At 54.3% G+C, this 22,479-nt stretch carries 18 protein-coding genes, 1 pseudogene and 1 riboswitch; of the genes and pseudogenes, 12 read left to right on the plus strand and 7 right to left on the minus strand.

All coding sequences use genetic code 11. The annotated features are described in order from the left end of the window. Positions 1–4 precede the first annotated feature (4 nt). On the minus strand, positions 5–1,819 hold the full coding sequence (gene edd / locus ACX9GT_RS02090; protein ID WP_473189597.1) for a phosphogluconate dehydratase: 1,815 nt from the start codon (positions 1,817–1,819) through the stop codon (positions 5–7). 276 nt (positions 1,820–2,095) lie between these two features. Beyond that, positions 2,096–2,926 carry a glyoxylate bypass operon transcriptional repressor IclR gene (gene iclR, locus ACX9GT_RS02095; protein WP_473189598.1) on the minus strand — a complete coding sequence of 277 codons (831 nt, stop codon included), beginning with the start codon at positions 2,924–2,926 and terminating at the stop codon, positions 2,096–2,098. Positions 2,927–3,176: 250 nt separating this feature from the next. On the opposite strand from iclR, the gene metH reads away from it, so the two are divergent. Next, positions 3,177–6,857, plus strand: coding sequence for a methionine synthase (gene metH / locus ACX9GT_RS02100; protein ID WP_473189599.1), 3,681 nt, complete (start codon positions 3,177–3,179; stop codon positions 6,855–6,857). Between the two features lie 75 nt (positions 6,858–6,932). Here the strand turns inward: metH and ACX9GT_RS02105 are convergent. The 3 genes and pseudogenes from ACX9GT_RS02105 to ACX9GT_RS02115 form a co-directional block, all read right to left on the minus strand. After that, positions 6,933–7,061: pseudogene (locus ACX9GT_RS02105) on the minus strand (hypothetical protein); the annotation flags it as partial. Positions 7,062–7,087: 26 nt separating this feature from the next. Beyond that, entirely contained in the window at positions 7,088–7,360 is a 273-nt protein-coding gene (locus ACX9GT_RS02110; protein ID WP_473189600.1) for a ferredoxin family protein, read from the minus strand. After that, complete coding sequence (locus ACX9GT_RS02115) at positions 7,357–7,494, minus strand: hypothetical protein (RefSeq protein ID WP_473189601.1); 138 nt, start codon at positions 7,492–7,494, stop codon at positions 7,357–7,359. The genes ACX9GT_RS02110 and ACX9GT_RS02115 overlap by 4 nt, the downstream gene beginning before the upstream one ends. A 241-nt stretch (positions 7,495–7,735) precedes the next feature. Between ACX9GT_RS02115 and ACX9GT_RS02120 the strand changes: the two genes are divergently transcribed. The 5 genes from ACX9GT_RS02120 to ACX9GT_RS02140 are packed head-to-tail and all read left to right on the plus strand — an operon-like array spanning position 7,736 to position 12,256. Beyond that, positions 7,736–8,797 carry an ABC transporter substrate-binding protein gene (locus tag ACX9GT_RS02120; protein ID WP_473189602.1) on the plus strand — a complete coding sequence of 354 codons (1,062 nt, stop codon included), beginning with the start codon at positions 7,736–7,738 and terminating at the stop codon, positions 8,795–8,797. An 11-nt stretch (positions 8,798–8,808) separates the two neighbouring features. Continuing rightward, on the plus strand, positions 8,809–9,606 hold the full coding sequence (locus tag ACX9GT_RS02125) for an alkaline phosphatase family protein (protein ID WP_473189603.1): 798 nt from the start codon (positions 8,809–8,811) through the stop codon (positions 9,604–9,606). A gap of 10 nt (positions 9,607–9,616) precedes the next feature. Further along, positions 9,617–10,456 carry an ABC transporter permease gene (locus tag ACX9GT_RS02130; protein ID WP_473189604.1) on the plus strand — a complete coding sequence of 280 codons (840 nt, stop codon included), beginning with the start codon at positions 9,617–9,619 and terminating at the stop codon, positions 10,454–10,456. A gap of 17 nt (positions 10,457–10,473) precedes the next feature. Next, positions 10,474–11,259 (plus strand): ABC transporter permease, encoded by a 786-nt coding sequence (locus tag ACX9GT_RS02135; RefSeq protein ID WP_473189605.1) that lies wholly within the window; start codon positions 10,474–10,476, stop codon positions 11,257–11,259. Positions 11,260–11,263: 4 nt separating this feature from the next. Beyond that, a complete protein-coding gene (locus ACX9GT_RS02140) occupies positions 11,264–12,256 on the plus strand; it encodes an ABC transporter ATP-binding protein (RefSeq protein ID WP_473189606.1) in 993 nt (330 codons plus the stop codon). 11 nt (positions 12,257–12,267) lie between these two features. Here ACX9GT_RS02140 and panS read toward each other — a convergent pair whose 3' ends face one another. Both panS and lysC read right to left on the minus strand, forming a co-directional pair. Then, on the minus strand, positions 12,268–13,185 hold the full coding sequence (gene panS / locus ACX9GT_RS02145) for a ketopantoate/pantoate/pantothenate transporter PanS (RefSeq protein WP_473189607.1): 918 nt from the start codon (positions 13,183–13,185) through the stop codon (positions 12,268–12,270). A 32-nt stretch (positions 13,186–13,217) separates the two neighbouring features. After that, complete coding sequence (gene lysC, locus ACX9GT_RS02150; RefSeq protein ID WP_473189608.1) at positions 13,218–14,585, minus strand: lysine-sensitive aspartokinase 3; 1,368 nt, start codon at positions 14,583–14,585, stop codon at positions 13,218–13,220. 109 nt (positions 14,586–14,694) lie between these two features. Then, positions 14,695–14,889: riboswitch (Lysine riboswitch) on the minus strand. A 328-nt stretch (positions 14,890–15,217) separates the two neighbouring features. On the opposite strand from lysC, the gene pgi reads away from it, so the two are divergent. The 6 genes from pgi to ACX9GT_RS02180 all read left to right on the plus strand — a co-directional run bounded on the left by pgi (position 15,218) and on the right by ACX9GT_RS02180 (position 22,415). Continuing rightward, on the plus strand, positions 15,218–16,864 hold the full coding sequence (pgi, locus tag ACX9GT_RS02155) for a glucose-6-phosphate isomerase (RefSeq protein ID WP_473189609.1): 1,647 nt from the start codon (positions 15,218–15,220) through the stop codon (positions 16,862–16,864). A gap of 477 nt (positions 16,865–17,341) precedes the next feature. Next, positions 17,342–18,373 carry an IS630 family transposase gene (locus ACX9GT_RS02160; RefSeq protein ID WP_473187389.1) on the plus strand — a complete coding sequence of 344 codons (1,032 nt, stop codon included), beginning with the start codon at positions 17,342–17,344 and terminating at the stop codon, positions 18,371–18,373. A 167-nt stretch (positions 18,374–18,540) separates the two neighbouring features. Beyond that, positions 18,541–18,768 carry a hypothetical protein gene (locus tag ACX9GT_RS02165; RefSeq protein WP_473189610.1) on the plus strand — a complete coding sequence of 76 codons (228 nt, stop codon included), beginning with the start codon at positions 18,541–18,543 and terminating at the stop codon, positions 18,766–18,768. Positions 18,769–18,929: 161 nt separating this feature from the next. Next, positions 18,930–19,586, plus strand: a complete 657-nt coding sequence (locus ACX9GT_RS02170; protein ID WP_473189611.1) for a YjbF family lipoprotein — start codon at positions 18,930–18,932, stop codon at positions 19,584–19,586. Continuing rightward, the gene (locus tag ACX9GT_RS02175) at positions 19,573–20,325 is read left to right on the plus strand and encodes a capsule biosynthesis GfcC D2 domain-containing protein (RefSeq protein ID WP_473189612.1); all 753 of its coding nucleotides are present in this window, start codon (positions 19,573–19,575) and stop codon (positions 20,323–20,325) included. Before ACX9GT_RS02170 ends, ACX9GT_RS02175 begins: the two co-directional genes overlap by 14 nt. Next, positions 20,325–22,415 carry a YjbH domain-containing protein gene (locus tag ACX9GT_RS02180; RefSeq protein WP_473189613.1) on the plus strand — a complete coding sequence of 697 codons (2,091 nt, stop codon included), beginning with the start codon at positions 20,325–20,327 and terminating at the stop codon, positions 22,413–22,415. The genes ACX9GT_RS02175 and ACX9GT_RS02180 overlap by 1 nt, the downstream gene beginning before the upstream one ends. Positions 22,416–22,479: the final 64 nt, after the last annotated feature.

A 22,479-nucleotide genomic window follows, 5' to 3' on the forward strand; every position in this document is an offset into this window, starting at 1 on the left:
AGCCTTAAAACGGGATGCAGCAGGCCCCTTGTTCCGCGCCGGAAAGCTGGCTGCGTAATGCGCTGAACAGTTCACGGCCACAGCCAACACGCCCGGCGTTCAGATCCGGTTGGTAAGCGGCGCGCTGGGCCAGTTCGGCGGCATCAACCAGCAACTGCAATTCGCCGGTCTGGCCATTAACGCGGATCAGATCGCCGTTTTGTACTTTTGCCAACATCCCGCCGGTATAGGCTTCCGGCGTGACGTGGATCGCCGAAGGTACTTTACCGGAGGCCCCCGACAGGCGGCCATCGGTCACCAGCGCCACCTTAAAGCCGCGATCCATCAGTACGCCGAGCGGTGGCATCAGTTTATGCAACTCCGGCATACCGTTGGCCTGCGGCCCTTGAAAGCGCACCACCACTACACAGTCCTGATTCAGCTTGCCGGTTTCAAATGCGGGTACGATATCGTGCTGGCTTTCAAATACTATCGCCGGTGCTTCGATAATCTGGTTATCAGCGGGCACCGCCGAGGTTTTCATCACCGCGCGCCCCAGATTGCCGGAAAGCACTTTGGTACCGCCGTGGTGCTCGAACGGTGCGGCGATGCTGGCAATCACGTTGTTATCCAGTGAGCTTTGCGCCCCAGCGCGCCAGGCTAGTTGGCCATTATCCAGCCACGGCTCCTGGGTGTAACGCTCCAGGCCGAAACCGGCAACGGTGTGAACATCCTGATGCAGCAGGCCGTTTTTCAGCAGTTCACGGATCACCAATGGTACGCCTCCGGCGGCCTGGAACTGGTTGATATCGGCCGGGCCATTGGGATAGATACGGCATAGCAGCGGTACGGCGTCAGAAAGTTCAGAAAAATCATCCCAGTTGATGATAATGCCCGCAGCCCGCGCCATGGCGACCATATGCATGGTCAGGTTGGTTGAACCGCCGGTGGCCAACAGAGCAACAATGCCGTTAACCACCACTTTTTCATCAATCAACTGGCCGATCGGTAAATAATGGCCGCTGGTTTCGGTCAGCCGGGTTACCTGGCGTGCGGCGGCGTCGGTCAGTGCATCACGCAGCGGCGTGTCTGGGTGCACAAAGGAGGCTCCCGGCAGATGCAGGCCCATCACTTCCATCATCATCTGGTTGGTGTTGGCGGTGCCGTAGAAGGTGCAGGTGCCGATACCGTGATAAGACGCTGCTTCGGCTTCCAACAGCGCGTGACGGTCGGCCTTGCCTTCGGCATAGAGCTGGCGCACCCGCACTTTCTCTTTGTTCGGCAGGCCGCTGCTCATCGGTCCGGCAGGCACAAATACCGCAGGCAGATGGCCGAAAGATAGGGCAGACATCACCAGCCCCGGTACGATCTTGTCGCAGATCCCCAGGAACAGCACACCATCAAACATGTTATGCGCCAGCCCGATGGCGGCGGACATAGCAATCACATCACGGCTCATCAGCGAAAGCTCCATGCCATCCTGCCCCTGCGTCACGCCATCGCACATGGCGGGCACGCCACCGGCCACCTGGCCAACCGCCCCCACGCTGTGCAGCGCCTGTTTCAGCCGCTGCGGGTAATTTTCATAAGGCTGATGGGCAGAAAGCATATCGTTATAGGCAGTGATGATGGCGATATCGCTACGCACCCTATTTTTCAGCGCGGCTTTATCGCTGGGCTGGCAGGCGGCAAAGCCGTGCGCCAGATTACCGCAGGCTAACTGCGAGCGGTGTACGGTCTGCGATCGGGCCTCGGCGATGCGCGCCAGATAGGCAGAGCGGCTCTGTTTTGAACGTTCGATGATGCGCTGTGTTACGCGCGATAGGCTGTGGTTAATCATTCCGTCCTCGCATGGCAGCCCTGATACGCGATTGCTGAGGGCCGGTTATGTTGTTACTGTTGATTGAAGTTACCGGTAACATGTTATCGGTAACAATATCGAGGAGAATTTTACCGGAGGCAATCGGCTTCAGCAGGCAGGATCGCTAACTGTGATCGGCTTCATGGTTTTAGTGAGCAGGGAAACAAGATCTCTACAGGTGGTCACAGAAATACAACAGAGGAAGCTGGCCCCATCTCGGCCTGCTGGCTAAGACGGGGGTAGGAGGTGAGAACGTTAACGCACGCCACCATATTCGAGGCTGATCTCTTTGGCTGCGTGTATCACCAGCGCCCCGAGTTCCGTTACGCGATCGTCGGTGATGCGTGAAACCGGGCCAGAGATGGAGATCGCCGCAAAGGCCTCGCGATGCTCATCAAAAATACAGGCCGCCACGCAGCGCAGGCCGAGCGCATGTTCTTCGTCGTCAAATGAAAAACCCTGTTTGCGGATCAGCGCCAGCCCTTCTTTCAGGTTATGCGGTGTCAGCGTGTGCGCGGTATAGGTGTGCATGCCTTTTTTATGCAGTAACTTGGTGACCTGAGCGTCTGAAAGCGTGGCCAGAAACGCTTTGCCCGCGCCGGAAGCGTGCATCGGCAGCTTGCCGCCAATCGGGGCCGACATGCGCATCAGCGCGGTACACTGCACCTGATCGATAATCACCGCCTGATATTCGCTGGTATCCAGTACCGCCAGGTTAACCGTTTCGCCCGATTCCTCCATCAGGCGGCGCAGCGTCGGGTGTACCATCGCCAGCAGATTGCGGCTTTGCAGGAAGCTGCTGCCGACCACAAACGCGTGCGCGCCCATGGTCCACAGGCCAAGATCGCCCACTTGGCGTACAAACCCCTGCTGTTGCATGGTGGTGAGCAGGCGATGAGTGGTGGAATTAGGCAATCCAGCCTGCTGGGCCAGATCGGTCAGCGCTACGTTACCGTGCGCTTCGGCAATATATTCCAGTAATTTCAGGCCACGAGTCAGTGACTGAACCTGGCCGGTTGCGGCACTGGCGGCGGGTGCTGCGGTGCGCGGCTTCTTGCCTCGCTTGGCGGGTACGGGTGTGGCCATGATTCACCTTCTATTTTCCGTATGGTGGAATTCATTTTCGTTTTTTGAGTATGAATTGCAAGGCGCATCTTTGCTCATCGGATCTGTTGCCCAATGAGCATGAAAAACTCTCAATGCCCGCTCACACCTTTGCCCGCATAACCTGTGCTAGGATGGCTCGTTTATTTTTATGGCATTTGGGCGATGGCGATTATCTATATCCGGTAGATTTTAAGAGCAATTTAAACGTCGGCGGGTATAAGGGGTGACAGTGACGAATCGAGTAGAACAACTGCGTGAGCAGTTAGCGCAGCGTATTTTAGTGTTGGACGGCGGTATGGGCACCATGATCCAGAGCTATCGGCTAGAGGAGCAGGATTACCGCGGTGAACGTTTTGCTGATTGGCAAAGCGATCTGAAAGGCAACAACGATCTGCTGGTGCTGACCAAGCCGGAGGTGATCACGGCGATCCACAACGGCTACCTGGAGGCCGGTGCCGACATCCTGGAAACCAACACCTTCAACTCCACCACTATTGCCATGGCCGACTACCATATGGAGTCGCTGTCTGCCGAGATTAACTATCAGGCGGCGTTGCTGGCGCGCGCCTGTGCCGATGAATGGAGCGCGCGTACCCCGGAACAACCGCGTTATGTTGCCGGGGTGCTGGGTCCGACCAACCGTACCGCTTCGATCTCACCCGATGTTAACGATCCGGCATTCCGTAATGTCTCTTTCGATCAGTTGGTGGAAGCCTACCGCGAATCGACCCGCGCGCTGGTAGCGGGCGGCGTCGATCTGATCATGATCGAAACCATCTTCGACACGTTGAATGCCAAAGCCGCTGCTTTTGCGGTAGAAACCGAATTTGAAGCCTTGGGCGTGGCGTTGCCGATCATGATTTCTGGCACCATTACCGATGCTTCCGGTCGCACCCTGTCCGGCCAGACCACCGAAGCCTTTTACAACTCGCTGCGCCACGTTAAACCGCTGACCTTTGGCCTGAACTGTGCGCTCGGCCCGGATGAGCTGCGCCAATACGTGGCGGAACTTGCGCGTATTTCTGAAAGCTACGTGACCGCGCACCCCAACGCCGGTTTGCCCAACGCCTTTGGTGAATACGATCTGGATGCCGAAGAGATGGCCAAACAGGTCGGCGAATGGGCGCAGGCCGGTTTCCTGAATATCATCGGCGGTTGCTGTGGCACCACGCCAGCCCATATCGCCGCGATGGCGAAAGCGGTAGCCGGTGTGCCGCCACGCAAGCTGCCAGAGTTGCCGGTGGCCTGCCGGTTGTCCGGCCTGGAACCGCTGAATATTGATGCCAAATCGCTGTTCGTCAACGTGGGTGAACGCACTAACGTTACCGGTTCGGCCCGCTTCAAACGCTTGATCAAAGAAGAGAAATACAGTGAGGCGCTAGCGGTGGCGCGCCAGCAGGTGGAAAGCGGCGCGCAGATCATCGACATCAACATGGATGAGGGCATGCTCGACGCCGAAGCGGCGATGGTGCGCTTTCTCAGCTTGATTGCCGGTGAACCGGATATTGCCCGCGTGCCGATCATGATCGACTCCTCTAAATGGAGCGTGATCGAAAAAGGCCTGAAATGCATTCAGGGTAAAGGCATCGTTAACTCGATCTCGATGAAAGAGGGCGAAGAAGCCTTTATTCACCATGCCAAACTGGTGCGCCGCTACGGAGCGGCGGTGGTGGTGATGGCGTTTGACGAAGTCGGCCAGGCCGATACCCGCGAGCGCAAGTTCGAGATCTGCCGCCGAGCCTATAAGATCCTTACCGAACGCGTTGGCTTCCCGCCGGAAGACATCATTTTTGACCCGAACATTTTTGCCGTCGCGACCGGGATCGAAGAGCATAACAACTATGCCGTCGACTTTATCGAAGCCTGCGGCGACATCAAAACCCATCTGCCGCACGCGATGATCTCCGGTGGCGTCTCCAACGTGTCGTTCTCGTTCCGTGGCAACGATCCGGTGCGCGAGGCGATCCACGCGGTGTTCCTGTATCACGCCATCCGTAACGGCATGGATATGGGGATCGTCAACGCCGGGCAACTGGCGATCTACGACGATCTGAGTACCGAACTGCGTGAAGCCGTAGAGGATGTGGTGCTCAACCGCCGCCCGGACGGCACCGAACGCTTGCTGGATTTGGCAGAAAAATACCGGGGCAGCAAAGACAATGAAGTGGCGGTGCAACAGGCGGAATGGCGCGGCTGGCCGGTGGCAAAGCGCCTGGAATATTCCCTGGTTAAGGGCATTACCGAGTTTATTGAACTCGACACCGAAGAGGCGCGCCAGCAAGCGGATCGCCCGATCGAAGTGATCGAAGGCCCGCTGATGTCTGGGATGAACGTGGTGGGCGATCTGTTCGGCGAAGGGAAAATGTTCCTGCCGCAGGTGGTGAAATCTGCCCGCGTGATGAAGCAGGCGGTGGCTTACCTCGAACCCTACATTGAGGCCAGCAAGCAGAAAGGCACCACCGCAGGCAAGATCCTGCTGGCGACGGTGAAGGGCGATGTGCATGACATCGGCAAGAATATTGTCGGCGTGGTGCTGCAATGTAATAACTACGAAATTATCGATCTGGGCGTGATGGTGCCGACGGACAAAATCCTCAAGACCGCACGCGAACAGAAGGTGGATATTATCGGCCTGTCGGGCCTGATCACCCCGTCGCTGGATGAGATGGTCAACGTGGCGAAGGAGATGGAGCGCCAGGGCTTTACCTTGCCGTTGCTGATCGGCGGCGCGACCACCTCCAAAGCGCATACCGCAGTGAAGATCGAGCAGAACTACAGCGGCCCGACCACCTACGTGCAAAACGCCTCACGCACCGTTGGCGTGGTGTCGGCACTGCTGTCGGATACCCAGCGTGACGAGTTTGTCGCCCGTACGCGCAAAGAGTATGAAACCGTGCGCATCCAGCACGGACGCAAAAAGCCGCGCACCCCGCCGGTCAGTTTGCAGCAGGCGCGGGATAACGCCATGGCGTTGGATTGGGAAAACTACCAGCCGCCGGTGCCAAACAAGCTGGGCGTATTCCCGGTGACGGCGAGTATTAACCAGTTGCGCCACTATATCGACTGGACGCCGTTCTTTATGACCTGGTCGCTAGCGGGTAAATACCCACGCATTCTGGAAGATGAAGTGGTGGGTGAAGAAGCCAAACGCCTGCTCCAGGATGCTAACCAGATGCTGGATAGGCTGGCGGAAAGCGGCAGCCTCAATCCGCGCGGCGTTTATGGCCTGTTCCCGGCCAACCGCGTGGGCGACGATGTAGAAGTTTATCGCGATGAAAGCCGCGACGAGGTGCTGGTGGTGAGCCGTCATCTGCGTCAGCAAACTGAAAAAACCGACTTCCCGAACTACTGTCTGGCGGATTTCGTAGCACCGAAAAGCAGCGGCAAGGCCGATTACTTTGGCGCGTTCGCCGTCACCGGTGGGCTGGAAGAGGATGCGCTGGCGGCCGCCTATGACGCTAAGCACGATGATTACAACAAGATCATGGTCAAAGCCTTGTCGGATCGCCTGGCGGAAGCCTTTGCCGAATACCTGCATGAACAGGTGCGTAAGCTGCATTGGGGCTTTGCGGCAGATGAAAACCTGAGTAACGAAGAGCTGATCCGGGAAAATTATCAGGGTATCCGCCCGGCACCGGGTTATCCGGCCTGCCCGGAACATACCGAAAAAGCCGAGATCTGGCAGTTGCTGGACGTTAACCGCCATACCGGTATGCAACTGACCGAATCCTTTGCCATGTGGCCGGGGGCGGCGGTTTCCGGTTGGTACTTCAGCCATCCGCAGAGCAAATATTTTGCCGTGGCGCAAATCCAGCGCGATCAGGTAGAAGATTACGCGGCGCGCAAAGGGATGAAAGTCAGCGAAGTTGAGCGTTGGTTGGCTCCTAACCTAGGATACGACGCGGATTAACAGGATTTAGATCGCTTAAGGCAAAAGCCCCTTTTCCTTTGGGAAAGGGGTTTCTCATTAACTGACCGGCATGCATCACCGCGGGTTGTTTTTCAGGGGAACACCTTGTCTACTGTTGAACAGCAAAAAGGTGAACACCATCAGGGAGCCCATCAACCACATGTTGTGATAGGCCTCAGCGGCGGGCAGCGTATCCTGCCAGTGGTGATGAATGAATTGGCCAACGTTCTTCAGCCAAAACGGAACTCAATGCCGTAGCCCGCATCGGGATAGCACCAACGGGCAATGGTCTCCTCCCCGCACAGCAGACGGCAGGTGCCACATTCCAGGCAACCCTGCACATCGAAGAACAGACTGCCGTCCGGTTGGAGCTGGAACAGCCCGGCCGGGCAGGCAATCACCAAACGCATCAGCATTTTGCGATCGTGTGCACCGGCCAGAATAATGTGCGGTCGGGTATTATCCACCCGATAGTGATTGTGACTCAGATCGGGTTTGTTCATAAACTACGCATTCCATTGACGGTATCTTTCAGCAAGTGCCTCAGGCCAATACGGCGCGCATGCCGCCACAGCAGTTTGTGCAGTGGGGAGGGCGCCGAGCCGTTGACGTCGAACATTGTCGCTAGCTCCTGCATTTAGCGAGTAAGCTCGTCAGAATAACACCTGCTGCCACGGCTTTATTGATTCTGCACAGTTTCTGCGCGATTGGGGCCGATCGTTCCCACAAGTGAAGAATCAGCAAGTTTGAAATGTAATAAAGCCGCGGATTTTTCCACTGACATATAACGATCACAATTGTTCGCTATACCCTTCTTACCCGATGTTACAGCCTTGGGTATATATCCGGTTTATCTCACACCACCTGGAGCATCAGTTATGAAACGTTTGTGCGCTTGCGTGTTAACCAGTGCCATTGTGCTGACCAGCCAGATGAGCTGGGCCGCTGACAGCGATCTGGCCGCGCTGATTCAGGCGGCCAAGAAGGAAGGGGAAGTCAACAGCGTCGGCATGCCGGACAGTTGGGCTAACTGGAAAGGAACCTGGGCCGATCTGCTGAGCCAATACGATCTTAAGCATATAGATACCGACATGAGTTCAGCGCAGGAGATCGCCAAGTTTGATGCTGAAAAAGGCAATGCCACGGCAGATATTGGCGATGTGGGAGCGGCTTTCGGCCCGATCGCGGTACAAAAAGGGGTAACCCAGCCGTATAAACCCACCACTTGGGCGCAGATTCCCGATTGGGCGAAAGACCAAGACGGCCATTGGGCATTGGCCTATACCGGCACTATCGCCTTTATCGTCAACAAACAGCAGGTGCCGGATATTCCGCGCAGTTGGGCCGATCTGCTGAAAGGCAATTACCACGTCACCATCGGTGATGTGGGCACCGCCTCGCAGGCGGCCAGCGGCGTATTGGCGGCAACCTATGCCATGGGCGGCGACGAGAAAAACCTCAAACCGGGGCTGGAGTTCTTCGGCAAGCTGGCCAAAGCCGGGCGTTTGAGCATGACCAACCCGGTGATTGCATCATTGGAGAAAGGTGAAGTGCAGGTGGGCGTGGTGTGGGACTTTAACGGCCTGAACTACCGCGATCAGATCGACAAAACCCGTTTCGAAGTGCTGATCCCGTCTGATGGCTCGATCACCTCCGGCTATACCACCGTCATCAATAAATACGCCAAACACCCGAATGCCGCCAAACTGGCGCGTGAATATATCTTCTCTGATGCAGGCCAGATCAACCTGGCGCGCGGCTATGCCCGCCCGATCCGCGCTGAACACATTACGCTGCCGGACGACGTGAAGGCCAAGCTGCTACCGGCGGAACAGTATAACAACGCCCACCCGATTGCCGATCCGGCCGCTTGGGAAAAGAGCGCCAAACAGCTACCACGCCTGTGGCAGGAAAACGTCATTATGCTGATGCAGCAGTGAGTTAACGCACGATGAAGACGATCCTCGTCCTACTGGACGGCCTCAACTATCAGGTAGCGCATGATGCTATGGGCTACCTACAGGCGGAATGTGTGGCAGGGCGCGGGCGGTTGTATCTGATGGAGAGCGAGTTGCCCTCGCTCTCCCGGCCATTGTATGAATGTATTCTCACCGGCGTAACGCCGGTGGAAAGCGGTGTGGTACACAATCAGGTAGCACGGCTGTCGTGTGAGAAAAGCGTATTTCATTATGCGCGTGCTGCCGGGTTGGCCACTGCGGCGGCGGCCTATCACTGGTTCAGTGAACTGTATAACCGCACGCCGTTCGATGCCGCCCGCGATCGCCATACCGATGACCCGGCATTGCCGATCCAGCATGGCCATTTCTATTACGACGACCGCTACCCGGATTCACATCTGTTTGACGATGCGGAAAATCTGCGCCGCCGTTACCATCCTGATTTTCTGCTGATCCATCCGATGAATATTGATGATGCCGGGCACCGCCATGGGCTGTCTTCCCCCCAGTATCGCAATGCGGCCCGCAATGCCGACGGCCTGTTGGCACGCTATCTGGCGGATTGGCTGGCCGCGGGTTATCAGGTGATGATCACTGCCGATCACGGCATGAATGACGATCATAGCCACGGCGGGGTATTGCCGGAAGAGCGGCAGGTACCGCTGTTTGTGTTTGGTGAGGCCTTCAGCCAGAACGATGCCAATCCGCAACAGACCGAGCTGTGTGGCACCCTGTGTGAACTGTTGCAGGTGGTACACGACAAGCCTCGCTGCCGGGCGTTGCTGGCATGAAGGTGAAGAGATGAAAGCCAAGTGGATTGCTGCGCTGTGCCTGCTGCCGTTTATCGCGCTGTTTGGCGCGTTTCAGATTGCCCCGCTGATATGGATTGCGGTCAGCAGCTTTTTCAGTGAAAGCAGCGGCTGGGGCTGGGGTAACTATGTTGATGTGCTGACCTCGCCGTTTTACCTACAGGCATTCCTGTTCTCGCTGGAGATCTCATGGTGGTCAAGCGTTTACGGCCTGCTGATTGCGTTAGTAGGCAGTTACTCACTTCGCCAGCTTGGCCCAACCCGGCTGCATGATTTTGTGATGTCATTTACCAATATGACCAGCAACTTTGCCGGAGTGCCGCTGGCGTTCGCGTTTGTCATTCTGCTGGGGCTGAATGGTTGCCTGACCCTATTGCTGCACAAGTGTGGCCTGATAGACAGTTTTAACCTCTATTCGAAAAGCGGGCTGATTGTGCTTTACACCTACTTCCAGATCCCGCTCGGCGTGTTGCTGCTGTACCCGGCGTTTGATGCGCTGCGTGAGGACTGGCGTGAGTCTGCGGCGTTGCTGGGGGCAGGGCCATGGCACTTTTGGCGCTATATCGGCCTGCCGGTATTGGCACCGGCGCTGATGGGCACTTTTGTCATTCTGCTGGCCAACGCGCTGGGGGCTTACGCCACGGTGTATGCGCTGACCACCGGTAATTTCAACGTGATCCCGATTCGTATTTCAGCGCTGGTGGCCGGGGATATTGCTCTCGATCCGAACCTGGCCAGCGCGTTAGCCATGATGCTGGTGGTGATGATGGGGTTGATCACGGTGATGCATCAATGGCTGCTGCGCAGGAGTTACCTGAATGCACGCTCGTGAGTTGGCAGGGGATGTCTATGCGGCGTTTTGAAAGGGTTTATCACCGGCTGGTGGTGACCCTGTTATTTCTGATCCTGTTGCTGCCCTTGGCGGCGACGCTGGTGTATGCCTTAGCGACGCAGTGGGGCGCGACCATTCTGCCGCAGGGTTTTACCCTGAAGTGGCTGGTGGCGTTATGGAGCGATCCGCGCTTTCTACAAGCGCTGTGGCACTCGCTGCTGATCTGTTTTGGCACGCTGGTGCTGGCGGTGGTGGTGATCCTGCCGCTGATGTTTGTGATTGCTTACTATTTTCTTAAGCTCGATGCGGTGATGAACGTACTGATCCTGCTGCCGTTTGCCGTGCCGCCGGTGGTGTCCTCTGTGGGCCTGATGCAACTGTTCGCTGCCGATCCGCTGCCGCTGCTGGGCACACCCTGGATCCTGATTGGCTGCTATTTCACTATCGCTCTGCCGTTTATCTACCGCGCCATCAGCAACAATATGCAGGCGATCAACCTGCACGATCTGATGGATGCCGCGCATCTGCTGGGGGCCAGTACATGGCAGGCTGCGCTGCTGGTGGTGCTGCCAAACTTGCGCAAAGGTGGGATGATCGCAGTGTTGCTGTCGTTCTCATTTCTGATTGGTGAGTTTGTATTCGCTAACCTGCTGGTGGGCAGCCAGTATGAAACGCTGCAGGTTTACCTGTTCAATATGCGTAATGGCAGCGGCCATTTCACCAGCGCATTGGTCATCTCTTATTTTGCCGTGGTGCTGCTCGTCACCTGGCTGGCAAATCTGCTGAATAAAACCAAAGGGTAATCGCATGGCTTATCTCAACGTCACCCGCCTTAACAAACATTATGGCCATACCCAGGTGTTTCACAATATCGATTTCAGCGCCGAAGAGGGTGAGTTTGTCACCCTGCTTGGGCCAAGCGGTTGCGGTAAATCGACATTGCTGCGTTGCCTGGCAGGGCTGACCCCGGTGGATAGTGGGCAGATCCTGCTGCAAGGGCAGGATCTGGTGCCTCTGCCGCCGCAAAAGCGCGGTATCGGTATGGTATTCCAGAGCTACGCGCTGTTCCCTAATATGACAGTGGAAGGTAACGTGGCCTTTGGCCTGAAGATGCAGAAGTTGCCCGCCGAGCAGATCCGCCTGCGGGTACAGGAAGCGCTGGCGCTGGTAGAGTTAACCGAACTGGTGAAGCGCTACCCGCATCAGCTCTCTGGTGGCCAGTGCCAACGCGTGGCGCTGGCTCGCTCGCTGGTGACGCGGCCACGCCTGCTGCTGCTGGATGAACCGCTGTCGGCATTAGACGCCCGCATTCGTAAGCATCTGCGTGAGCAAATCCGCCGTATCCAGCGGGAACTGAACCTGACGGCGATTTTTGTCACCCACGATCAGGAAGAAGCGTTAACGCTTTCCGATCGCATCGTGTTGATGAACAAGGGGGAGATTGTGCAAAGCGGCAACGCAGAAACGCTGTATACCCAACCGGCCAATGCCTTTGCCGCCGGGTTTATTGGCAGTTACAACCTGCTGAGCGCTGAACAGGCGCAGGCTCTAACCGGGCAAACCTACTTGGGGCAGGTGGCGATCCGCCCAGAATCGATCCAATTACTGCCCGCTGGGCAAGGCATTGCCGCCACCATTCTCCGCCACAGCCTGTTGGGCAATGTCGTGCGTTACCGCGTGCAGGCCCATGGCGTTGAGCTGTGGGTGGACGTGCTCAACCGTTCCATGGCCGACCTGCACGCTGATGGCAGTGAAATCGGGCTACGGTTAGAAACCGTGACATTACGCGAAGTGGCATGACTTTGTGGCGATCACTCTTTCTTGGTGGGGCGGCCAGACCAGTAACCGGCCAGCAGGGAACCGGAAAGGTTATGCCACACCGAGAACAGCGCGCCGGGCAACGCCGCCAGCGGCGAGAAGTAAATCTTACCCAGCGTGGCTGCCAGCCCGGAGTTCTGCATACCCACTTCAATCGCCAGCGTGCGGCAGGTGGACTCATCGAAGCCGAACAGTTTACCGCCCCAGTAACCACTCAGTAACCCGATGCCGTTATGCAGGATCACCGCTACAATCACCACCAGCCCAACCGAAGCAATATGGCTCTGGCTGCCCGCCACCACCGCGCTGATGATGGTCACGATACAAACCATCGACAGCGCTGGTAGGAAGGGTTCGACGCGTTTCACCGTTTTGGTAAAAGTATGGTGGATGACCAGGCCAAGGCCGATTGGGATCACCACGATCTGCAGAATGCTTAACAACATCCCCATAATATCGACGCTGATTTTGGCGTCGACGTACAGGTGCGTCAGCAGTGGCGTAGCAAATACGCCAACCAGCGTAGAAACCGCAGAAATGGTTACCGACAAAGCGACATCGCCCTTCGCCAAATAAATGATGACGTTGGACGCCGTACCGCTGGCGACGCTGCCCACCAGCACCATACCGGCGGAAAGGTCCGGCGGCATACGGAACAGTATTGCCAGGAGCCACGCCGCCAGCGGCATAATTAGGTAATGCAGGAAGATCCCTGCGGCGACCGGGCCGGGGCGCGATAGCACGCGTTTGAAATCATCCAGACGCAGCGTCACGCCCATGGCAAACATGATCAGCATCAGCAGCGGGCTGATATAGGGGCTGATGCCCGTGAAGGTGGCTGGTGTGTAATAAGCCGCAACGGAAAGCAGCACGGCCCACAGCGGGAACAAACGGGTTATTTTTGCCAGCATTGATAGTGTTTCCCTTCACAAGGCATTTCGCGTTATTCAAACAGGTTGCGGTGCAGCGTTCTTACCACTTGCTCTGCATCGTCACCCGGTACCAGGAAGCACAGATTATAGCTGCTGGCCCCGTAGCAGATCATGCGGATATTAAACGGATCCAGCACGCCAAACACCTCTTTGCCCACGCCGCAGGCCTGAGAAAGTTTGTTGCCGATTAAGGCAACCAACGCCAGATTCTCTTCCACCTCAACCCGGCACAGCGAAGACAGCTCGGTGAGCAGAGACGTGGTCAGCAGGCTGCCGCCGGTTGAGGTAGAACCGGTGGTATCCATGGTCAGCGCAATGCTGACTTCGGAGGTGGTGATCAGATCGACGGAAATATTGTGGCGCGCCAAGATGTTAAACACTTCCGCCAAGAAACCGCGTGCGTGCAACATGTTCAGGCTGTGCAACGTCAGCAGCGTTTGCTTGCGGCGCAGTGCCAGAGCACGGAACAGCGGTGGGTTTTCGGTGGTGTTGCACACCAGCGTGCCACCTGCGGCAGGATCTTTGCTCGAGCCGACAAACACCGGGATATCACTGCGCACGGCGGGTAACAGCGTTGCCGGATGCAGCACTTTCGCGCCAAAGGTGGCCATTTCTGCCGCCTCTTCGAAGGCGATCTTATCGATGCGCTTGGCAGCAGGCACCACGCGCGGATCGGTGGTGTAAATGCCTGGCACGTCGGTCCAGATATCCACGCGGCTGACGCTCAGCGCTTCCCCCAGCAGGGCGGCGGTGTAGTCGCTGCCGCCACGGCCCAGTGTGGTGGTGCGGCCTTTCGCTTCGCTGCCGATAAAGCCTTGGGTAACAACCAGGGCTTCCCGCAGGCGCGGTTTCAACAGCGTCTGGGCCAGTTCAGTCAAGGCTGCATTGTCTGGTACCGCACGGCCGAAATGATCGTCAGTGCGCATCACTTTGCGCACGTCGAACCACTCCGCCTGTACGCGGCGCTGGCGCAGGATCTCAACAAACAGCAGGGTGGACATCAGTTCGCCATGGCTGACCAGTTCGTCGGTCAGTGCCAGGGACGTGGCCAGCGCAGCGGCTTCCGACAGCATGGCGATATTTTCCAGCATACGGTCGATTTCATCACGGATCACCGCCGGATTGTCGAGGCGATCGAGGATGGCATATTGAATACGGCGAATTTCATCGAGCTGGTAGGTGCGTTTTTCGGTGTTGCAGCCTTCAGCCAAGGCCACCAGCAGGTTGGTAATGCCAGCAGAGGCGGAAAGGACCACCAGACGCACGTTAGAGTTGGACAGCACGACATCGGCACTGCGGTTCATCGCGTCGAAATCGGCCACGCTGGTACCGCCGAATTTTGCCACTACGGTATTGTTCAGGGATGCTGCTTGAATCATGTAAAACCTCGTGTCAGGGATGCCATTTCAGATGGCAATTTATTTCCATAGCCTTGGCACAAGGGAAGAGCGGTAAACAGGGAGCAAGCGTAGAGGTTAAGACTACGGTACACCCAGAAGCGCCCCACCTTGCTGAACCACCCGTGCAGGGTGACCCATGGTGACAACTCAGGGGATTCAGCCCCTGTAGCCGACGTGATGATTGCCGCATTCACCGCGCCTCGGCGTCGCTCCCCCTCAAATGTCGTCATCGGATAACGGCTCCTCTGACACTCTACCTGGGCGACGCGCCTCTTCTGGCTTGCGCACCGGGTGCGCAAGTAGGATGTTAGGAATAACGGGTTTATGTGCCGCTGTCAACGAGCAAACGTTGAGGGATATTCATCTTGTCAGCGTGCGGGGCCTCTTGCGTGCTGAGCGAGGGCAAAACTGTGGGTGTTTAGCCCCACTTTTATCGTGGTGATAACAGGTTGTTACCTGAAGGACAGAGGGTTTGTTGTGGAAAGGTAAAAAGAGAGCGTTCCCGTTTGCCCGTTAATCCCTATCGCAAGAAAAGAGATCGTAATCACAGGTGAACAGGCTACAATCGGCCAATCACCTCCCTTTTTATTCTCAAGCATAAGAGCGTTGCTATGAAAAATATCAATCCTAGTCAAACCGCTGCTTGGCAAGCCTTGCAGCAACATTTTGAACAGATGAAAGACGTCCAGATCCGCGATCTGTTTGCTCAGGATAGCGAGCGTTTCTCCACGTTCTCTGCCACCTTCAACGATCAGATGCTGGTGGATTATTCCAAAAACCGCATCACCGCAGAAACCCTGGAAAAACTTCAGGCGCTGGCGAAAGAAACCGATCTGCAAAGCGCGATCAAATCGATGTTCGCCGGTGAGAAAATCAACCGTACCGAAGATCGCGCCGTGCTGCATGTCGCACTGCGCAACCGCAGCAACACGCCAATCCTCGTTGACGGCAAAGACGTAATGCCGGAAGTGAATGCGGTGCTGGCAAAAATGAAACAGTTCTGTGACCGCGTGATTGGCGGTGATTGGAAAGGTTACACCGGCAAGCCGATTACCGATGTAGTGAATATCGGCATCGGTGGCTCTGATCTCGGCCCTTATATGGCGACCGAAGCGCTGCGTCCGTATAAAAACCATCTGAATATGCACTTCGTTTCTAACGTGGATGGCACCCACATTGCCGAAACGCTGAAGCCGCTGGATCCTGCCACTACGCTGTTCCTGGTGGCTTCTAAAACCTTTACCACTCAGGAAACCATGACCAATGCCCACAGCGCGCGTGACTGGTTCCTGAAAACCGCCGGTGACCAGAAACACGTGGCGAAGCACTTTGCCGCGCTGTCCACCAACGGTAAAGCGGTGGCTGAGTTTGGTATTGATACCGACAATATGTTCGAGTTCTGGGACTGGGTGGGCGGCCGCTACTCTCTGTGGTCGGCGATCGGTTTGTCTATCGCACTGTCGCTTGGCTTTGACCACTTCGAGCAACTGCTGAGCGGTGCGCACGAGATGGATCAGCATTTTGCGCAGACGCCTGCCGAGAACAATCTGCCGGTGCTGCTGGCCTTGATCGGCATCTGGTACAACAACTTCTTCGGCGCAGAAACCGAAGCCATTTTGCCGTACGATCAATACATGCACCGTTTTGCTGCTTATTTCCAGCAGGGCAACATGGAATCCAACGGTAAATATGTCGATCGCAACGGCAATCCGGTGGATTACCAGACTGGCCCAATTATCTGGGGTGAACCAGGCACCAACGGCCAGCACGCGTTCTATCAGCTGATTCACCAAGGCACTAAGCTGGTTCCTTGTGATTTTATCGCTCCGGCTATCAGCCATAATCCGTTAAGCGATCACCACGCCAAGTTGCTATCGAACTTCTTTGCCCAGACGGAAGCGCTGGCGTTTGGCAAATCGCTGGCAGTGGTAGAAGAAGAGTTTGCGGTACAGGGTAAAAAGCCTGAAGAGGTCAAGCACGTTGCGCCATTCAAGGTGTTTGAAGGCAACCGCCCGACCAACTCCATCTTGCTGCGTGAAATCACGCCGTTCAGCCTGGGCAGCCTGATTGCTCTGTATGAGCACAAGATCTTTACCCAAGGCGTTATCCTCAACATCTTCACCTTCGATCAATGGGGTGTGGAGTTGGGTAAACAACTGGCAAACCGTATTCTGCCAGAACTGGCAGGTAAAGAGGCCGTGGCGAGCCACGATAGTTCAACCAACGGCCTGATCAATCGTTTTAAAGCGTGGCGTTAAGCGTGTTGCTTAAAACCAGCCTGCGCTAGCCTAAAGGATGAGCCCCAGTAATGAGGCTCATCCTTCCCAACAGAAGTAAATTGGCAAATGAGATACTCTGAACGCTAGTTTGACTAGATTCTATATTCTGAACAATTCGAGCAGTAGCAAGCTGACGACGCAGCGAGGCTACAGATGGCCTGAGTAACAAAGTCAATGTCCATGCAACTTGAAGTATGAAGGGTATAGAAGATTCTTTCAGTTGCCATACAGTTGCGATATGAAATACTCCGGCTATAGTTGGTTTATATATTTAATGCGTAATAAATATATTTCGTCAGAAATATAAGATTTATTATAGTGGTGAGCTTTTTCCTAAATTTCATACGAAGTTTGTTTTTATTATTTATTATGTTATAAAAATTAAGTTTACTGGCTATACCCGTGATCATTGAAGATGCTTGATTTTGTTGATGAAGAGGATCATGCTTTCATCCCATGAAGATATTTATCACCGCTGAGCAAAAAATCGAACTCGAACGCCGGCATGATTCCAGCCGGGACAAACACGTTTGCGATCGTATTAAAGCCGTACTTCTCGCCTCCGAAGGTTGGAGTTCGGTCATGATTGCTCAGGCTCTGCGCCTGCATCAGACCACTGTTGACCACCATATCAGCGAATATCTGAATAAAGGGAAGTTGAAACCCGAAAATGGTGGCTCTGATGGCATGCTCAGCACAGAAAAAACCGAACAGCTTATCAGCCACTTAACTCAACATTTATTCCATCATACTGTCCAGATTGTGGCCTACGTGGCACAAAAATGGGGTGTCATATACAGCGTCCCAGGAATGAACAAATGGCTGCACCGGCATGGCTTCAGCTATAAGAAACCCTCAGGCGTACCCCATAAATTCAGTGAAGAGAAACAGCAACAGTTCATTGAATATTATGAAGAATTAAAAGTTGCCACGAGAGGTGAACCGATCCTTTTTCTGGATGCAGTGCATCCGACTCAGGCGACAAAACTGAGCTTCGGCTGGATAAAAAAAGGGGAAAAAAAGACTGTTGAAACAACAGGAAGCCGTACTCGGATGAACATTCTGGGCGCGCTGGATCTGAATGATGCTGCCCATCCAGTCATTCATGATTACGAAACGATTAATGAATACACTATCTGTCAATTTTTCAATGAGATAAGAACATGTTATCCCGACTATAAGCAGCCAATTCATATTATTCTGGATGGCGCGGGGTATAACAAAACAAACCTGGTCAAAGATTGGGCATTTGTCTGCAATATAAAATTGCATTCCCTGCCACCTTACAGCCCCAACTTGAATCCCATAGAACGGTTATGGAAGCTGATGCACGAATGTGCAAGGAACAACCGTTACTTTGCCAGTAAGCCTGATTTCCGAACGGCTATATTTAACTTTTTTACGACAACGCTCCCTGAGATGGCGGGTTCATTATCGTCCCGGCTGAATGACAATTTTCAGGTGCTAAAGCAAGCGTCTTCAAGTTAATCGGGTATATACCCTTTTCCTTTAAAGCTGTAGGGTGTTAGTTGTAATCGACCTATCGGTGGCGTAGCCTCAATGGGATCGTTACGGCTACAAGTTCGAAGGGTGTACTATAAGTTTAAGAAAGTGTTCTTTAAGCACTTGATTTACTACTATTAAGAGGGTTGTGTATGAAAAAGGTATTGTGTCCGGTATTAGTCGCGCTTGCTTTGTTCGGCGCTTCCAATTCTTGGGGGGCTCCTTTTGTTGCTCTCGGGGCAAAAGGTAAGGCGGTTGCTGCAGGGACCAGCGCTGTTGCGGTTGCTGCCGCGTGCGCATTAGTTGCAGAGAACCGTGGTGGTGATGATGATGGTCTCTCAATTAACCAAACCACTACCACCACCACCAGAACGAAATAAATGGTAAAAGAATAACCGCATATAGCTACAGTACTTGGTGTTGCAGAGGATTGAGTAGAGCTTGATGAGTTTAGTCGAGTCAACACTTGTGCTGCGGCTTCCGGTACCAAGGGTATAACAGCGGTTATTCTTTTTTTTATCTACGTGCCGGGATTGCTCAATTGCGCTATCTACCTTTGTTAATCATATGCTTATCCCTCCAGGCCTGTACGTCAGCCCAAAAAAACGTTAACGATTCAATTTATCATTTGGTGTTTGAGTCATCGGACGTTGAACTGACAGACCAAGAAGTCCAGAGCCTATCCAGCCCTAGTGCGTATGTCCGTATTAACGATCAGCTACAGATTTTGATGGTGCTTGGGGCGTTTGAAAACGGCGAAGAGAAATGGGTGAGTCAGGACCGTACTCTGATGACGTTAAGAAACGGGCGCGTAGTTAAAACACTGGGGTGGAAGGATAATTTGCTCAGCATGTCTAATCTTGAGCAGGATCCTTTGGCAGATTCACGGCGATTGGTTGATGGAGCACGCTGGTCATCTCTGATCTCCTGGACGGAAGAAGGCCAGGTTCGCTCTGGTTATGCTGAATCCGTATTTCATCGATTAGAAGATAAACCTCTTGTTATTGGCGGTAAGAGCCAGAATTATCACGTCATTGAAGAGACGGTTAATGTCGATGACTTGGGTAAAAGCTGGGTGAACCGCTTCTGGTTGGATCCGCAAACGGGCACGGTAGTGAAATCAGTGCAATCCATGGGCGCGGACTATTTCCCGATTGAAATTACATTATTGAAGCAGAGGCATAATGAAAAAAATTAATCTGCTTTTGAGTGCATTCCTGTGCCTTTCGCTGAATTCTGCCTATGCAGAAAATCGGATCACCGTTTTTTATCCGGATAAGGCGTCAGTCACACTCGAAAATGTGCCTACGTTAGAGAGCCTGGTGGTGAACCCGGCTCTACAAGGTAAAATTTGGTGGCCGGGCGCGGCGATTGCGGAGCAAAGTGCGACCCGGACCCAACAACAGAAGCAGCAGCAATTGTTAGCACGTTTGACCGCACTGAGTTCGGCTTTGCGGCAGGAGGATGATACGTCTTTGGCAGCAACGGTAGACAGCGTGCATGCACAGCTTGCTGAGCTTAAAGTCATCGGTCGCCAGTTTGTACCGCTTGATCCTGACATGATCCGATTAGATCCAGTGCTTGATCGTCGGTTGCTGGGTGAATATCAGCTCTATGTCGCACCAGAGCCGAAAAATGTCAGGTTGGTGGGCGCATTGGCACCGCATGGCAAACGTGATTTCTTACCGGGAAAAGATGTCAGTGACTATTTTACCGGGCTTCAGCGTCTTGAGGGGGCTGAACATGATACCGCCTGGATTATCACTCCTCAGGGTGAGGTGCAGCCTGTCCCTATCGCTTACTGGAACCGGCGGCATAATGAAATGACGCCAGGGAGTCTTTTATTTCTGGGGTTTGCTGTTTCCGCATTGCCTGACGATTTCAAAGACATCAACGAGCAAATTATTTCGTTATTGACGCACCGGATCCCAGACTGATGAAAAAACGTTACTTATTTAGCTTGGTTGCGCTGTCTGTCGCGAACGCTTGCCAGGCGGCTTCATATCCTGCCCCTCTGGGGCCCTCTCAGACTGACTTCGGTGGCGCTGGCTTGCTGCAAACCCCGACTGCGCGCATGGCAAAAGAGGGCGAATTCAGTTTTAACTACCGTGATAACGACCAATACCGCTTTTATTCGATTTCTGTTCAGCCGATACCATGGTTGGAAACCACTATCCGTTATACCGATGTGCGAACGCGTAAATACAGTCATGACCCCACGTTCAGCGGCGATCAAACCTATAAAGACAAATCTTTTGATGTGAAATTACGTCTTTGGGAAGAAGGGTATTGGCTGCCTGAGATGTCTGTTGGGGTGCGTGATATCGGTGGTACCGGGCTGTTCGATGGTGAATATCTGGTGGCCAGTAAAGCGTGGGGGCCTCTCGATTTTACACTAGGCATGGGATGGGGCTATCTGGGTAACAGTGGCAATGTCAGGAACCCATTCTGTGATGCCAGCGATCGCTTCTGTAAGCGTGATAACGGTCATACGACGACAGGGGGGACTGTCGATCTTGGCGAGTCTTTCCGCGGGCCTGCGGCGATCTTCGGCGGTGTGGAATATCAAACCCCTTGGCAACCGCTACGTCTGAAGCTGGAATACGAAGGGAACGATTATCAGGGCGATTTTGCCGGTAGGCTCAAGCAAGACAGTAAATTCAATTTCGGCGCGGTTTATCGCGTAACAAATTGGGCCGACGTCAATATGAGTTATGAGCGCGGTAATACCTTGATGGCAGGGTTTACCTTACGCACTAACTTCAATGAATTACAGCCTTCTCATGTTGATCAGTCAAAGCCAGCTTATCAGCCTGAGCCTCAGGGTAAGCAGTTACAGCAGGATGTGGTGGCTAACCAGCTTTCCGAGCTTGAAAGTCAGGCGGGTTTCTCTGCGCCTAATATTCAGGTGAAAGATAATACGCTGTACATGACGGGAACGCAGTCCAAGTATCGCTATAGCGAAGATGGGGTCGAGCGGGCCAACATTATTCTGATGAATCATCTTCCAGAAGGTGTTGATACGCTGGCGGTGACCGAGACCCGTTATAATTTACCGCAGGTGACAACCAAGACGGATGTAAGCAGTTTACGTGCGCAGTTGGAAGGCTATCCACTGGGGCACGAACAAACGTTGCAGCAACAACGCCTTGAGCCCCTGTTGCCAGAAAATACTGAGCAAGGCTATCACATTGACGACGATAGACTTAGTTTCAGCTTTGCGCCGACGTTAACCCAGTCGGTGGGCGGTGCAGAATCATTTTATATGTACCAGATTGGCCTGTTGGGCAGCGCTAATTTGTGGGTGACCGACCATTTATTAACCAGCGGCAGCGTCTTTGCTAACCTGGCGAACAACTACGATCGATTCAACTATACGGCACCACCTCCTGATTCCCAACTGCCACGGGTTCGTACGCATATTCGCGAGTATGTTCAGAATGATGTGTACCTCAACGATCTCCAAGCCAATTACTTCCAATCATTTGGTGATGGTATCTATGGTCAGGTGTATGGCGGATATCTGGAAAGCATGTTCGGTGGCGTCGGTGCGGAAATGCTGTATCGTCCGCTAGACACTGACTGGGCGGTAGGGGTTAATGCCAACTGGGTTAAACAGCGTGACTGGGACGATATGATGCGTTTCGCTGATTACGATGTCGTTACCGGGCATATCACCGGTTACTGGAAACCGCCTTTTGCTGATGGCGTGCTGGTGGCTTTGAGCGTGGGTCAGTATCTGGCTAAAGACAAAGGTGCGACGATCGATCTGGCTAAACGTTTCGACAGCGGAGTTGTGGCGGGTGTGTATGCTACGTTTACGGATGCTACTCGGGAAGAATATGGTGAGGGTTCATTTACCAAGGGCTTCTACATTTCCATCCCGCTGGAGTTGATGACCACTTCACCTTCCCGCAGTCGTATGCAGGTTGGCTGGACTCCGCTCACCCGCGATGGCGGGCAAATGCTGGGCCGCAAATATCAACTGTATGGTTTGACGTCCGATCGGGATGTTCGCTTCCGTTAATCGTTGGTCGCTTCTCAATTTGGGGGATTGCTAATCCCCCAAACCTATCTGCTTCACCCATCGT

The organism is Serratia sp. YWN4, assembly GCF_055790845.1.